Origin of the sequence: Paraburkholderia sp. J10-1 (genome assembly GCF_905220165.1) — a bacterium.
In the GTDB taxonomy this organism is placed as follows: Bacteria; Pseudomonadota; Gammaproteobacteria; order Burkholderiales; family Burkholderiaceae; genus Paraburkholderia.
Genome location: NZ_CAJMYW010000003.1, coordinates 129232 through 144048 on the forward strand (window position 1 = coordinate 129232; position 14817 = coordinate 144048).

13 protein-coding genes are annotated in these 14817 nt (G+C 65.9%); 5 read left to right on the plus strand and 8 right to left on the minus strand.

Annotated features, from left to right (window positions below; translation table 11 throughout):
- Positions 1–25: 25 nt before the first annotated feature.
- The 7 genes from U5A65_RS13190 to U5A65_RS13220 form a co-directional block, all read right to left on the minus strand.
- Positions 26–1444 (minus strand): formimidoylglutamate deiminase, encoded by a 1419-nt coding sequence (locus U5A65_RS13190; RefSeq protein WP_321937134.1) that lies wholly within the window; start codon positions 1442–1444, stop codon positions 26–28.
- Positions 1445–1458: 14 nt separating this feature from the next.
- Positions 1459–2691 carry an imidazolonepropionase gene (gene hutI / locus U5A65_RS13195; RefSeq protein ID WP_321946497.1) on the minus strand — a complete coding sequence of 411 codons (1233 nt, stop codon included), beginning with the start codon at positions 2689–2691 and terminating at the stop codon, positions 1459–1461.
- On the minus strand, positions 2691–3380 hold the full coding sequence (locus U5A65_RS13200; RefSeq protein WP_321946498.1) for a HutD family protein: 690 nt from the start codon (positions 3378–3380) through the stop codon (positions 2691–2693). The genes hutI and U5A65_RS13200 overlap by 1 nt, the downstream gene beginning before the upstream one ends.
- On the minus strand, positions 3377–5065 hold the full coding sequence (gene hutU / locus U5A65_RS13205) for a urocanate hydratase (protein WP_321946499.1): 1689 nt from the start codon (positions 5063–5065) through the stop codon (positions 3377–3379). Before hutU ends, U5A65_RS13200 begins: the two co-directional genes overlap by 4 nt.
- 418 nt (positions 5066–5483) lie before the next feature.
- Positions 5484–6197, minus strand: a complete 714-nt coding sequence (hutC, locus tag U5A65_RS13210) for a histidine utilization repressor (RefSeq protein WP_321917839.1) — start codon at positions 6195–6197, stop codon at positions 5484–5486.
- Positions 6198–6351: 154 nt separating this feature from the next.
- Complete coding sequence (locus U5A65_RS13215) at positions 6352–7761, minus strand: sensor histidine kinase (protein WP_321917838.1); 1410 nt, start codon at positions 7759–7761, stop codon at positions 6352–6354.
- Complete coding sequence (locus tag U5A65_RS13220) at positions 7758–8435, minus strand: response regulator (RefSeq protein WP_321917837.1); 678 nt, start codon at positions 8433–8435, stop codon at positions 7758–7760. The genes U5A65_RS13215 and U5A65_RS13220 overlap by 4 nt, the downstream gene beginning before the upstream one ends.
- Before the next feature lie 191 nt (positions 8436–8626).
- Here U5A65_RS13220 and U5A65_RS13225 point away from each other — a divergent pair, with 191 nt between their 5' ends.
- Genes U5A65_RS13225 through U5A65_RS13235 form a run of 3 tightly spaced genes read left to right on the plus strand, consistent with a single transcriptional unit; the run spans position 8627 to position 11362 of the window.
- On the plus strand, positions 8627–9646 hold the full coding sequence (locus U5A65_RS13225) for an ABC transporter substrate-binding protein (protein ID WP_321917836.1): 1020 nt from the start codon (positions 8627–8629) through the stop codon (positions 9644–9646).
- 37 nt (positions 9647–9683) lie between these two features.
- Positions 9684–10478 carry an ABC transporter ATP-binding protein gene (locus tag U5A65_RS13230; protein ID WP_321917834.1) on the plus strand — a complete coding sequence of 265 codons (795 nt, stop codon included), beginning with the start codon at positions 9684–9686 and terminating at the stop codon, positions 10476–10478.
- A 20-nt stretch (positions 10479–10498) separates the two neighbouring features.
- Complete coding sequence (locus tag U5A65_RS13235; RefSeq protein ID WP_158759768.1) at positions 10499–11362, plus strand: ABC transporter permease; 864 nt, start codon at positions 10499–10501, stop codon at positions 11360–11362.
- A 104-nt stretch (positions 11363–11466) separates the two neighbouring features.
- Here the strand turns inward: U5A65_RS13235 and U5A65_RS13240 are convergent, their stop codons facing one another.
- On the minus strand, positions 11467–12123 hold the full coding sequence (locus U5A65_RS13240) for a peroxiredoxin (RefSeq protein ID WP_158759767.1): 657 nt from the start codon (positions 12121–12123) through the stop codon (positions 11467–11469).
- Positions 12124–12627: 504 nt separating this feature from the next.
- On the opposite strand from U5A65_RS13240, the gene U5A65_RS13245 reads away from it, so the two are divergent.
- Positions 12628–14019 (plus strand): short-chain fatty acid transporter, encoded by a 1392-nt coding sequence (locus U5A65_RS13245; RefSeq protein WP_321946500.1) that lies wholly within the window; start codon positions 12628–12630, stop codon positions 14017–14019.
- Positions 14020–14208: 189 nt separating this feature from the next.
- The gene (locus U5A65_RS13250; protein WP_321946501.1) at positions 14209–14793 is read left to right on the plus strand and encodes an ankyrin repeat domain-containing protein; all 585 of its coding nucleotides are present in this window, start codon (positions 14209–14211) and stop codon (positions 14791–14793) included.
- Positions 14794–14817: the final 24 nt, after the last annotated feature.

Below are 14817 nucleotides of genomic sequence, written 5' to 3' on the forward strand. Positions count from 1 at the left end.
TGGCGGGTGCGTTTAACCCCCGCGTTCAACCCTCGGCCAGCAGCCTGGCGAGCGCCGCGCGATAGTCGGCATAAAGGCGCGCTTCGTCGCGATGGCGGCGCGCCTCCACGACCTTCACGCCGCCCGCGTAGACGTCGAGCACCGGCGTTTCGCCATGCTCGCAGAAGACGACCGACGAGAGCCACGTGAGCGGCTTCTGCCCGGCCAGATTCGGATGCTCGGCGTCGAGCACGATCCAGTCGGCGCGCGCGCCTTCCTTCAAGGCACCGACCTTGCGCCCGGTCGCCTGCGCGCCGCCAGCGAGCGCGCCTTCGAAGAGCCGGTCCGCCACCTGCGCCTGATGCGGCGCAGCCAGCACGTTGCGCTCGCGCCGTGCGAGCCGCTGACCGTATTCGAGCAGGCGAAGCTCCGCGCGCCAGTCCACGCCGATATGGCTGTCCGAGCCCACGCCGAACGCGCCGCCGGCGTCGAGATACTCGCGCGCGGGGAAAATGCCGTCACCGAGATTCGCTTCGGTCGTGAGACACAGGCCCGCAATCGCGCCGCTCTGCGCGAGCGCGGCGGTCTCACGCGCATCGACATGGGTCGCGTGGACGAGGCACCAGCGCGCGCTCAGATCGAAACGGTCGAGCAGCCACTGCACCGGCCGCGCGCTCTCGCTCGCGAGGCAAGCCTCGACTTCGGCCGTTTGCTCGGCAATGTGAATATGCACCGGCGCGCCCGGAAGCATGCGGTCGAGACCTTCCAGCAGCGCGCGCAACGAGTCGTGCGAAACGGCACGCAGCGAATGCGGCGCAACGCCGTAGCGCAGTGCGCCATGCTCGGGCCGCCATTCGCGCAGCGACTCGACGATGCCAAGCAACTGTTCCGGTGTGTTGATGAAGCGGCGCTGATCGTCGCGCGGCGCCTGCGCGCCAAAGCCGCTGTACTGATAGAGCACGGGCAGCATCGTCATGCCGATGCCGGTGACGTCCGCCGCGTCCACCACGCGTTGCGCCAGTTCGGCGGGGCTCGCATAGCGCTGGCCATCCTTGCCGTGATGCACGTAGTGGAATTCGCAAACCGACGTGTAACCCGCCTTCAGCATCTCGACATAGAGCCAGCGCGCGATCGCGCCGAGATCGTCCGGCGTGATGCGCGCGGCGAAGCGGTACATGAGGTCGCGCCAGCTCCAGAAGCTGTCGGTAGGATTCGCGCGATATTCGGTGAGACCCGCCATGGCGCGCTGAAACGCATGCGAATGAAGGTTAGGCATGCCAGGCGCAAGTGGACCTGCCGCGCGGGCAACGCCTTGAGGCGCCTGCGCCAGGTCGGGGGTCACGCTGCGCAGCGTGCCCGCCGCGTCCCATTCGAGCAGCACGTTGCGGCGCCAGCCGTCGGGCAAGTACGCGTGCTCGGCAAAGAGCGCGCGCGAAGTCGGATTCGTTTCGATGGTGTGATTCATGCGTGAAATAGCGCTCAAACGCGACGCTCGAATGCGCGACGCTCAAAAACGGTCTCGCCGCCGCGCACCACACGTGCGCAGAGCGGACGCCCGATCCAGTAGGCCAGTTCAGCAAGCGACTGCACCGTCCATACGGCGAAGTCTGCGGGACGGCCGGCCGCGAGCGTGCCATGACGCCCGGCGTCGCCGAAAGCCTGCGCGGCATGCCGCGTCACGCCCTGCAACACCTCGGGCACGGTCATGCGGAACAGCGTGGTCGCCATGTTCATCATGAGCAGCAGCGAGGTCGTGGGCGACGTGCCGGGATTGCTGTCGGTGGAAATGGCGATCGGCACCTCGTAGCGCCGCAGCAAGTCGAGCGGCGGAAGTTGCGTTTCGCGGATGAAGTAGTACGCGCCCGGCAGCAGCACCGCCACCGTGCCCGCTTCTTTCATGGCGGCGACGCCCGCTTCGTCGAGAAACTCCAGATGGTCGGCCGACAATGCACCGTGACGTGCGGCGAGCGCCGCGCCGCCGCTATTGGAAAGCTGCTCGGCGTGCATCTTGACCGCGAGCTTGCGCCGCGCGGCCGCCTCGAACACGCGCTCGCTCTGCGCGAGCGAAAAGCCGATTCGTTCGCAGAACACATCGACGGCGTCGACGAGCCCCTCGTCGGCGAGCGCCGGGAGCATGCGCTCGCACACTTCGTCGATATAGTCGTCGGCGCGGCCCGCGAACTCGGGCGGCAACGCGTGCGCGCCGAGAAAGGTCGTGCGCACCGTGACCGGGTAGCGCTCGCCAAGCTGACGCGCAACGCGCAGCATCTTGCGCTCGCTTGCCAGATCGAGGCCATAGCCCGACTTGATTTCGACAGCCGTGACGCCTTCGGCGAGCAACGCTTCGAGGCGCGCCGCCGACTGCGCGAACAGCGTGGCTTCGTCGGCCGCGCGCGTGGCGCGCACCGTCGAGACGATGCCGCCGCCCTGGCGCGCGATTTCTTCGTAGCTCACGCCCGCGAGGCGCTGCGCGAATTCATCGGCGCGCTGACCGCCGTAGACGAGGTGCGTGTGGCAATCCACGAGACCGGGCGTGACCCAAGCGCCGCCCAGGTCCTCGCGCGGCCACTCGGCGAACTGCGCGGGCAAGTCGGCAGCGGCGCCGAGCCACGCGATCTTGCCGTCTTCCACCGCAATCGCCGCGTGCTCGACGGTGTGGCCCGGGTCGCCATGCGGGCACAGGTTGAGGTTTTGCCAGAGAGTGCGTTTCATCAGGTATGCACAGCATCGCGCGATGCCGTTTCCGTAGTGTCTTGCTGTGGCGCGTTCAGCACGTCGAGCGCCACGGCGAGCAAGGCGCCCGCGCCGCGCGTTTCGATGTGCAAGGGGCATTGCGCGTCGAGCGTATCGATGCGCAGCGTGTCGCCCGCTTCGAGGCGCACGCGGCGTTCCGCGTCCACGCGCACGTCCTGCCCGCCTTGCGCGCAGTACAGCAATACCGTTTGCGCATGCATGCTGCGCGGCCCGTTTTCGCGCCACACTTCGAGCGTGCCGCGCGCCGCACCACGGCGCACCATCAGGTTGAAGTCGCGCGTGGCACCGCTCACGAGGCGCGCATCGATCGGGGCTTCTCCCGCGAAACGCGCGACGTCCAGAGGCTGCGTAAGCGCATGCGTGCGGCCCGCTTCATCGAGCAGCATGCCCGCCCCTTCGAGCAGCACCAGCGTACGATCGACGCCCTCGAAACGCGAGAACGGTCCCGCCTGCGCGACATCGGCCACGCTCACGCGCCACGCGAACGTGTCGAGCGACGTGCCAGCGTGCGAGGCCACATGCGCCACCGCGATTTCGCGCGTGACGCCGCCGCCGTTCTTCCACGGCGACGCCACGAGCGCCGCGCCACGCAGCAGCGTGAGCCTCGCCGCCTGCACCGCGCCGCCTGCCACTTTATGGCCGCTCATCGGCCGAGCATCGGCAGCTTGAGGCCTGCCTCGCGCGCGGTCTGCTGCGCGAGTTCGTAGCCGGCGTCCGCGTGACGCATCACGCCCGTGGCCGGATCGTTGTGCAGCACGCGGCCCAGACGCTCGTGGGCCGCCTGCGTGCCGTCCGCCACGATCACCACGCCCGAGTGCTGCGAGAAGCCCATGCCCACGCCGCCGCCGTGGTGCAGCGACACCCACGACGCGCCGCCCGCCGTGTTCAGCAAGGCGTTGAGCAGCGGCCAGTCGCTCACGGCGTCCGAGCCGTCCTTCATCGATTCCGTTTCGCGGTTCGGGCTTGCCACCGAGCCGGTGTCGAGGTGGTCACGGCCGATCACGATCGGCGCCTTCAGTTCGCCGTTCTTCACCATCTCGTTGAACGCCTGGCCCAGACGATAGCGATCCTTCACGCCCACCCAGCAGATACGCGCGGGCAGACCCTGGAACGCAATGCGCTCGCGCGCCATGTCGAGCCAGTTGTGCAGATGCGGATCGTCAGGGATCAGCTCCTTGACCTTGGCGTCGGTCTTGTAGATGTCCTCAGGATCGCCCGAGAGCGCCACCCAGCGGAACGGGCCCTTGCCCTCGCAGAACAGCGGACGGATATACGCCGGCACGAAGCCCGGGAAGTCGAACGCGTTTTCCACGCCCATTTCCAGCGCCATCTGGCGGATGTTGTTGCCGTAGTCGAGCGTGGCCGCGCCGCGTTCCTGCAGCGTGAGCATCGCGCGCACCTGGTTGGCCATCGACTCCTTCGCGACCTTCACGATGGTTTCGGGCGCAACCTTCTGCGCGTCGCGCCACTGCGCAACCGTCCAGCCCTGCGGCAGGTAGCCGTTGATCGGGTCGTGCGCGCTCGTCTGGTCCGTTACGCAGTCCGGCGTGATGCCGCGCTTGACGAATTCGGCGAACACGTCGGCGGCGTTGCCGAGCAGGCCCACCGAAACCGGCTTGCCCGTGCGCTTCGCCTCTTCGATGATGGCGAGCGCCTCGTCGATGGTCTTTGCCTTGCGGTCCACGTAGCGCGTCTTCAGGCGGAAGTCGATGCGCGTTTCATCGCACTCCACCGCGATCATCGAGAAGCCCGCCATCGTCGCGGCGAGCGGCTGTGCGCCGCCCATGCCGCCAAGGCCACCGGTGAGAATCCAGCGGCCATTCGGGTTGCCGTTGAAGTGCTGGTTCGCGACCGAATAGAACGTTTCGTACGTGCCCTGCACGATGCCCTGCGAGCCGATGTAGATCCAGCTGCCCGCCGTCATCTGGCCGTACATCATGAGGCCCTTGCGGTCCAGTTCGTGGAAGTGTTCCCACGTGGCCCAGTGCGGCACGAGGTTCGAGTTCGCGAGCAGCACGCGCGGTGCATCCGCATGCGTGCGGAACACGCCCACAGGCTTGCCCGACTGGATCAGCAGCGTTTCGTCTTCGTTCAGGTCCTTGAGCGAGGCGAGAATCTGGTCGAAGCACTCCCAGTTGCGCGCGGCGCGGCCAATGCCGCCGTACACCACGAGCGCATGCGGATGCTCGGCGACTTCGGGGTCCAGATTATTCTGGATCATCCGGTAGGCGGCTTCCGCCAGCCAGGTCTTGCACACCTTCTCGCTGCCGCGCGGCGCGCGGATCGTGCGGGTCGGGTCGAGGCGGGGATCGGTGAAGTTCGGGTGGTTCATGGCGTTTGTTCGAGTCCGTCGAGTCTGGATAGCAAGCTGAAGGGCTGCGCCCGCGCAGGTGTAATGAGCGCTGCAACGTGGACTAAGTCTAACGCCGCCAAGTTGTATATACAACTCGTTTCGATAAAACGAGGGTTAGTAGTTACCCTGACATATTCGCGCGGAATTACCGACTCAGCGCGTTAAATCGGTAAATGGATTACGAGGATCGTTGGCTAGACAAGATGACAGCAAACGCCTGGCGGCGGCACAGGGCGTACCGGCACGGCCAGGCGGGCCCGCACAGACGAAAAGGCGGGTTCGAGACCAGGAGGGAATAGAGAGGGCTGAAGCGCTACGCCTGAAGCGGCAATGTGCGTTTCAGCTGGCCGGCGAACGCCAGGAGAGGTAAAGCGGGGAACGAACGGCTGCTACCGCCTCACACCGTACCCGCCAGATGAAACCGCGAAGCCGGATGCCACAACCGCACCGAGGTCGCCACATGCCGCCCCACCCACGTGCGCCGCAGCAACAGCAGGCACGGCTCGCCGATTTCCATCTCCAGATACTGCCGCACGCGCGCGTCGGGCTTCTGCGCGTAGATGCGGAACTCGGCGCGCTGGATCGGCGCGAGGCGCACCATGTAGTGATTGGGCGTTTCGACGGTGAAGTCCTGGGCCAGGTAGTCGGGGAAGACCTCGGGGTTCACGTAGCGGTCTTCGTACTGGATCGGCTCGCCTTCCTCGCTGTGCACGATGCGCGAGTGGAACACCGGCCCGGCGTCGAGTTCGAGCGCGGCAATCGCGGTCGGATCGTCGCTCGGCTCGAGCCCCAGCACGCGGGCCGCATGCCGATGGCCGCGCGCCGCGATTTCGTCGGCGATATTGCGGATCTGCAGCACGGTCGATTCGTACTGGCGCGGCGCCACGTAAGTGCCCGAACCGCGCACGCGGTTCAGCACGCCTTCGGCCATCAACTCGCGCAGCGCGCGCGACACCGTCATGCGCGCCACGCCGAACTCTTTCACCAGTTCCGTTTCGGATGGCACCACGTCGCCGGGCCGCAAGGTGCCGCTTTCGATCTGCGCGAGCACATGGCGCTTGATCTGCTCGTAGGCGGGCATCGGGGCACTGCGGACCGTTTTCTTTTGCATGGTCTCGATCTTCGAATGAACGGGTGGTCGCCGGCGCGATCCTGCGTGGTGCGACGCGGCGCAGCGGCTTCAGGCGGCCACATTGTACCGCCCCTTAAAGCACGGCCGCGTGCGGGCTGCGAGGCAGCATAGCCTCGAAGCGCGGCGCCGGTTCCTAGGCAGGCACGGCCGCCAGCGCCGGCTGCCAGCGCGCGAGCACCACGCAGGCGTGCACGCCCCGCCCGTCCGCACCCGGACTCAGGCTCACCACGCCGCGATGCGACTGCGCGATCTCGCGCACGATCGCAAGACCGAGGCCCGTGCCCTCCGTCTGCGTAGCCGCCCGGAAGAAAGGCTCGAACACGCGCGCACGCGCTTCCGCGGGAATGCCCTGGCCGTCGTCGAGCACGTCGAGCGAGACCGCTTCGCCGCTCGCGCGCACCGACACCGTCACGTGACCGCCCGGCGGCGTGTAGCGCAGCGCGTTGTCCACGAGATTGCTGACCATCGCGCGCAATAGCTCTCGATGCCCCTGCACGACCGCCTCGTCTGCCCCACCCGGCAGCTCCGCGCCGAGATCGATACCGCGCGTCTGCGCGAGCAGCGCGAGCGCCTCGACCACTTCGCGCGCGAGCTGCGCCATGTCGACGGGCGCGGCGGGCAATTGCGCGGGGTCCAGCGCCTCGGCCTGCGCGAGCAGCAGCAACTGGTTCGTGAGCGCGACCATCGAGCGGTTGCTCACGTGCATGGCGGCCAGCACTTCGTCGAGCGCGGGATCGACGGCTTTTTGCTGACGCGCGTATTGCAATTGCGTGCCGAGCAGCGTAAGCGGCGTGCGCAGCTGGTGCGCGGCGTCGGCAATGAAACGGCGCTGCGCCGCCGTCTGCGCCGAGAGCCGCGCAATGCATTGATTGATTGCGTCCACAACGGGCCGGAGTTCGACATGCAGCCCTTCTGCGCGAATCGGTTCGAGGTGCGAAGGATCGCGGTCGGCCACGTCGTTCTTGAGCTTCATGAGCGGACGCAACTCGATCGTGAGGCCGATGCAGGCCAGCGCCACCGCCAGCATGACCATGCCGATCTGCCGATAAAGCTGGGGACGCCACAGCGCCTCCACCATTGCGTCGCGCGAGCGCTCGGTCTTGCCGACCGACACGCGCACGCGCCAGATTCGGCCGTTGTCGTACATGGAGCGCACCACACTCACGGCGCGCACGGCCTGGCCGCGCAGATCGGCGTCGTACGACACGGGCGAATCGACGGCGGGCGGCGCGCCTGCGTGCGGGAAATCGGGCATGCCCGCGAGGAGCGAGCCGCCCTCCACGCGCACGTTGTAGAACACCTGATCCTGTTGCGGCGAGGCGAAGAGTTCGAGCGCCGCGGGCGGCACGTCGGCGCGCAGCGCGCCATCGGCCCATTGCACGGACCCGGCGATCATGCGCGCGGACGACAGCAGCCGGCCGTCCTGCACGAGATCGGCGGTATGGCGCGCGGCGCGATACTCGGAAGTCGCCGTGAAGCTCACGTAGAGCGCGAGCGGCACGAGCATCCACCACAACAGGCGAATACGCAGGCTACCCGTCATAGGGTTTCGTCCTTCCTGCGCAGCAAATAGCCAAGCCCTCGCAGCGTCACGATCACAGCCGAGCTGCCTTCGAGCTTCTTGCGCAGCCGCGAGACGTAGATTTCGATGGCGTCCTCGCTGGGTTCGTCGGCGAGCGTGAAGATCGCATCGACGAGCGCGGCCTTCGAAACGGTCTGCCCGAGACGCAGCGCCAGCGTTTCGAGCACCGTGCGCTCGCGCGGCGTGACGTTCAGCGGTGCGCCCTTCAGCGTGAACTGGCGCGTGTTGAGGTCGAACACGAGGTCCCCGCAGCCGATTTCGTTCGCGCGCGCCGGGGTTTGCCGGCGAATCAGCACCTTGATGCGCGCCACCAGTTCGCGCACCTCGAAGGGCTTGACGAGATAGTCGTCGGCGCCCGCGCCGAGCAGTTCCACCTTTTCGTCGATCGAGCCGCTCGCCGTGAGCACCATCACGGGCGTCGCGTCGCCGCGCTGGCGCAGCCGCCGCAGCACGTTCTTGCCCGAGAGCTTCGGCAAATTCAGGTCGAGCAGCACGACATCGTAGCGATTGGACTGCAGCAACTGGTCGGCGGCCTCGCCGTCCTGCACGGCGTCGAAGGCGAATGCCTGCTCCTCCAGCGTCTTGACGAGCCAGTGCGCAAGCGTGGGATTGTCTTCGATCAGCAGCAACTTCATGGGCGGCGCATGGGGCGAAGGTTTCGGGGGAATCGATTGTGCCGTTGCCGGCGCGCCGCCGCCCTGCGGGTTAACACGGACGATTTTGCACAGCGCTAGAAGGCTGGCAGAAGGCTTACAGTTTTTATAATCGGCTCCATCCATCAAAAAGCGCCCGCACGAACGGCGCACTTCCTTCAGGAGACTCCACGATGCCTACCTTGCGCCAGATCGCCGCCGTATCGAGTGTCGCGTTCGCCCTTGCCGCCGGCTCCACGGCCGCCCACGCGGAAAAGATCACGATCATGGTTGGCGGCGCAACCAAGATCATCTATCTCCCCGCCAAGCTGACCGAACAACTCGGCTACTTCAAGGACGAAGGCCTCGACGTCGAATTGCAGTCGCAGCCGGCCGGCGTCGATGCGGAGAACGAACTGCTCGCGGGCGCGGTGCAAGGCGTGGTGGGCTTCTACGATCACACCATCGACCTGCAGAGCAAGGGCAAGGAAGTGCAAACGCTCGTGGTGTTCGGCCAGGTGCCGGGCGAAGTGGAAATGGTTTCGAACGCGGCGGCCGGCACGGTCAAGAGCATGGCCGACGTGAAGGGCAAGACGCTCGGCGTGACGGGCCTCGGCTCCTCCACGAGCTTCCTCACGCAGTACCTCGCGCAGCGCGGCGGCGTGCCCGCCAACCAGTACACGCTGCTGCCGGTGGGCGCGGACAACACGTTCATCGCGGCGATCAAGCAGAACCGTATCGACGCGGGCATGACCACGGAGCCCACCGTGTCGCGTTTGCTGCAAACCGGCGACGCGAAGGTGCTCGTCGACATGCGCACGCTCGAAGGCACGCGCGCCGCGCTCGGCGGCACCTACCCCGCTTCGAGCTTCTACGTGCAGCGCGCCTGGGCGCAATCGCACAAGGACGACGCGACGAAGCTCGCACGCGCCTTCTCGCGCACGCTCAACTTCATCGCCACGCATAGCGCCGACGAAATCGCCGCGAAAATGCCGAAGGACTATTACGGCAATAACAAGGACCTCTATGTGTCCGCGCTGAAGTCCTCGCTGCCGATGTTCACGAAGGACGGCCGCATGCCCGCAGACGGCCCGGATACGGTGCTCAAGGTGCTTGCGGCGTTCAACCCTTCGGTGAAGGGCAAGCACATCGACCTCGCGAAGACTTACTCGAACGACTACCTGCCGGCAGCGACCGCCACGGCGTCGAAGTAAGCCACGAAGACGGCCCCACGTTCAGCCCACAGAGACAATGACTTCCTCCCATTCCCAAGGCACGCCGGCCATCGAGCTGCGCAACGTTTCGTGCCGCTTCATTTCACCGGACGGCAAGGCGACCGTCGCCCTGCGCGACTTCAGCATGTCGGTCGCGCGCGGCGAGTTCGTCGCCATTGTCGGGCCCACGGGCTGCGGCAAGTCCACCACGCTCAGCATGATCACGGGCCTGCTCAAACCCACCACGGGCGAAGTGCGCGTGATGGGCGCTCCGGTGAACGGCATCGATCCGCGCATCGGCTTCGTGTTCCAGGCCGACGCGGTGTTCCCGTGGCGCTCGGTGCTCGACAACGTGGCGGCCGGTCCCCTCTTTCGCGGCCGCTCGAAGTCGGCGGCCTACGACGAAGCGAACGAATGGCTGCGCCGCGTGGGTCTCGCGAATTTCGGCAAGCACTATCCGCATCAGCTTTCTGGCGGCATGAGAAAGCGCGTGGCGCTCGCGCAGACTTTCATCAACAAGCCCGAAATCCTGCTGATGGACGAACCGTTCTCGGCGCTCGACATGCAAACGCGCACGCTCATGCAAGACGAGCTGCTGCAGTTGTGGGGCGGCACCGGGTCGGTGGTGTTCGTCACGCACGACCTGGAAGAAGCCATTGCGCTCGCCGACCGCGTGTTCGTGCTCACCGCACGCCCGGCCACGCTCAAGAAGGTCTACGAGATCGATCTGCCGCGCCCGCGCGTGACGTCCGAAATCCGCTACGCGCCGCACTTCGTCGAACTGTCGCGCCAGATCTGGCACGACCTGCGCGAAGAAGTGCAGATCGCCTAATCCCCCGGAGCCGTCCAGACATGTCCACCCCGCAACAAACCCTGCCGCAAGGCCTCGACACCGCCTCGCTCGACGCCGTCGAGCGCGCCGCGCAAAAGCGTATTCGCCAGCGCCAGGCGCTCGTCATTTCGCTGCGTATTCTCGTGCTCGTCGTCGTACTCGGCGGGTGGGAGCTCGCCGCGCGCCTCAAATGGATCGATCCGTTCTTCTTCTCGATGCCTACGGCCATCTTCGATCAGATCATCGACTGGTTCGTGAACGGCACCTCGCAAGGGCCGCTGCTCACGCAGGTCTGGGTCACGCTCGAAGAAACCGGTCTCGGCTTCATCATCGGCTCGGTGGCCGGCGTGTTCTGCGGCATCGTGCTCGGCCGCAACAAGCTGCTCTCCGACGTGTTCAGCCTCTACATCAAGATCGCCAACTCGATTCCGCGCGTGGTGCTCGGCTCGGTGTTCGTGATCGCGCTGGGGCTCGGCATGGCGTCGAAGGTGGCGCTCGCCGTGGTCATGGTGTTCTTCGTGGTGTTCGCCAATGCATTCCAGGGCGTGCGCGAGGCCGACCGCTACATGATCGCCAATGCGCAAATTCTTGGCGCGTCGCGCCGCCAGGTGACGACCTCGGTCGTGATTCCTTCGGCGCTTTCGTGGATTCTCGCGAGCCTGCACGTGAGCTTCGGCTTCGCGCTGGTCGGCGCCGTGGTCGGTGAATTCCTCGGCTCGAAGCAAGGCATTGGTCTGCTGATTTCGACGGCGCAAGGCGCGTTCAACGCGAGCGGCGTGTTCGCCGCGATGATCGTGCTCGCCGTGGTCGCGCTCGCCGCCGACTATCTGCTCACCGCGCTCGAGCATCGTTTGCTCAAGTGGCGTCCCACGCCTTCGAACTGATTCAGCCGGTTTCCCCTGTCCGGGCCGCGTGAGGCGCAAGCCTCCCTGGCCCGTGGTCCGCGGCGCACTGCCTGTGCGCCGCGTTTTTTTATGCAGGCCGAACTTTATTTCGGCTGCTCGACCGTGCGCAGATACGGCTTGAGCGTCTTGAAGCCCTGCGGATACTTCTGCTTCGCCGCATCGTCGGAAACCGAAGTCGGGATGATGACGTCGTCGCCCGGCTTCCAGTTCACCGGCGTCGCCACCGTGTGCTTCGCGGTGAGCTGCAGCGAATCGAGCAGGCGCAGCACCTCGTCGAAGTTACGGCCCGAACTCATCGGGTAGACGAACATCGCCTTCACCTTCTTGTCCGGCCCAATGAGGAACACCGCGCGTATCGTGGCGTTGTCGGCCGCCGTTCGCGGGCTTGCGCCGCTCGCGTTCGGGTGAATCATGTCGTAGAGCTTGGCAACGTTCAGGTCCTTGTCTCCAATCATCGGATAGTTGACGGCGCTACCCTGCGTTTCCTCGATGTCCTTCGCCCACCTCGCATGATCATCCACCGGGTCAATGCTCAGGCCGATGATCTTCGTGTTGCGCTTGTCGAACTCAGGCTTGAGCTTTGCCATATAGCCGAGTTCCGTCGTGCATACGGGCGTGAAGTCTTTCGGGTGCGAAAACAGAATGGCCCAGTGGTCGCCAATCCATTCGTGGAAGTTGATCTTGCCTTCGGTGGTCTCCGCGGTGAAATCGGGTGCCTCTTCTCCAATTCGAATCGTCATCTTCAGTCTCCTGAATGCAGTGATTTACAGCTCGAGAGGGGTCTGGGTGCGCGCGAAAAGTGCTCCTCGCTCCTGCATTTTAGATAGTTCGCGTGACGCCCATGCAATTTCTTTACCATTTCATTTTCATTACAAACTGAATGTATCTCACACTTATTTAGCGCTAAAAGACAGCCCCGGCACGGCATGGCAGCCTTGACATCCAATCCGCATGAAGCGAATAATGCGTCGTTCGATAATCGAAACCGTGTTCGTATTACGAACGCGAGAATAACAAGAACGGGCTGGCCGTCTTGCCGTGCAAATCTGCGCGTGCAAGGCGTGATATGAACCCGCTGCGCCGGGGCGGCATCGCCTCTCGCTGATGGAGGAGCCGCACCTGCCTCCCCGTGCACCACGCGTGAGCTGGCTTGCCAGCCGCACGGTGCCGGGACCACTCGCAAGTCACGCCGATCCTGTCCGCTCCGGCCAGCCAGTAGCCACACGCTACCTAGCGCAAAGAGCATGAAAAGAGACCTCCAGACTGAAACGCGCGACTCCCGCCAGGGTGTCGTCGCCGCCCTCGTGTATGTTTTCGAGCGGGTCATGCCCGACCCCTTCGTTCTGTCCATCTGCCTCACCTTCTTCGTCGCGGTGCTCGCGCTGCTGATCGCGCCGCATGGCAATCTCCCCACGCTGCTCAGCTCCTGGTACGAAGGCACGTTCGGCATTCTCGGCTTCGCGCTGCAGATGATCCTGATCCTCGCCACGGGCTACGCCATTGCCGAAGCGCCCGTGATCCAGCGCGTGCTGCGCGCGCTCGCGGCCAAGGCGCAAACGCCGGCGCGCGCCGCGCTGCTGGTGTTTCCGGTCGTCGCGATCGCGGCCTGGCTGAACTGGGGTCTCGGCCTGATCGTGGGCGCACTGCTCTCGCGGGAAATCGCGAAGCGCGTGAACGTGGATTTCGCGTGGCTCGTGGCCGGCAGCTATTCGGCATGGTCGATCTGCAATAGCGGGCTCTCCAGTTCGATCGCCCTCTCGCAGGCCTCGCATGGCAACGCGCTCAATCTCGTGGAAAAGGCGACGGGTCATGTGATTCCGCTCAGCGAGACGGTGTTCGCGCCGTTCGTCTTCATTCCGACCGTGCTGGTCGTGGTCGTGATGACGTTCATCTTCATCCGCATGCATCCGAAGCCTGAGCACGTGGCGCCGTTCAGCCAGGCGGCCGATGCCGAAGCGAGCGATGCCGGCGCCAGCGACGATCCGCACGCGCGCGTCGGCACCGGCACGCCTTCGTTCGCTTCGCGCCTCGAACAGTCGATGCTCGGCACGCTGCTCCTGATCGCGCTCGGCGCGGGCTATCTCGCGATGGAATGGAGCGAAAAGGGTTTCGATCTCGACATCAACACGACGATTCTGATCTTCCTGCTGATCGGCCTCGCGTTTCAGCGCACGCCCATCGCCTACGCGAACGCCATTCGCCGCGCCGCGCGCCAGACCGGCTCCATGCTGCTCCAGTACCCCGTGTACGGCGGCATCATGGGCGTGATGAAGGGCACGGGCCTCGCCTCGATGATCGCCAAGGCCTTCGTCACGATTGCCACGCCGCTTTCGCTGCCGCTCTGGAGCTATCTGAGCTCGCTCATCATCACGCTGCTCGTGCCGAGCGCGGGCGGCCACTGGGCCGTGCAAGGCCCGTTCGTGCTGCCGGCCGCGCTGAGCCTGCACGCCTCGGTGCCGCGCACCGCCATGGGCGTGGCGATGGCCGAGAACGTCTCGAACATGCTGCAGCCGTTCTGGGCCGTGCCGATCGTCGCGATCGCGGGTATCCGCATTCAGCGCGTGATGGGCTATACCGCTGTGACGTTCGCCGTGTCGCTCGTGATCTACGCCGTCGCGCTCTGGCTCGTGCCCTGAGCGTTCGCGGTTTTTGCATGAAGGAAGGCGCTGCGCCAGCTGCTTTTTAGCGGTCCGGGCAGCGCCTTTTTCATTGCGCGTGCGTCCGACGCCCTGGCCTCGCGGTTCGCGAAGATCGGCGACAATGGGCCAGCCTCGACGGCGGCATGCCGCGCCGAATCGACAGGCGATCCGAACCAGGAGACTGCCATGACCGCCAGCGCGCCGCCTCGCCCCACCTCGTCCTCTTCGTCCTCTTCGTCTGGCTCGGGCGTTGACGGCGGCGAACTCGATCCGCGCTTCGTCGAGTTCGCGCGCCAGGTGTTCGACACCGCGCGCCGCGGCGAAGCCACCACGCTCGCCACGCTGATCGATCAGGGCATGCCGCCGAACCTGCGCAACGAAAAAGGCGACAGCCTCGTGATGCTCGCGAGCTATCACGGTCACGCGGCCGCCGTGCGCGCGCTCGTACAGCGCGGCGCCGATCCCAACCTGCGCAACGACAATGGGCAAACGCCAATCGCAGGCGCAGCCTTCAAGGGCTACGCCGACGTGATCAGCGCGCTGCTGGAAAGTGGTGCCGACGTGGAAGGCGCCTCCCCCGACGGCCGCACGGCCCTGATGGTTGCCGCCATGTTCAATCGCTCCGATATCGTCGACCTGCTGCTCGCGCGTGGCGCTAACCCGGCGGCGCACGACGCCGCGGGCAACACCGCGCTGGATGTGGCAAACGCCATGGGCGCGGTGGACACGGCCGCCCAACTCGCAGGGAAAGGCCGCGGTAAAGACGCGTAGCGCGCGTCACTCAAGGGGTCTAAT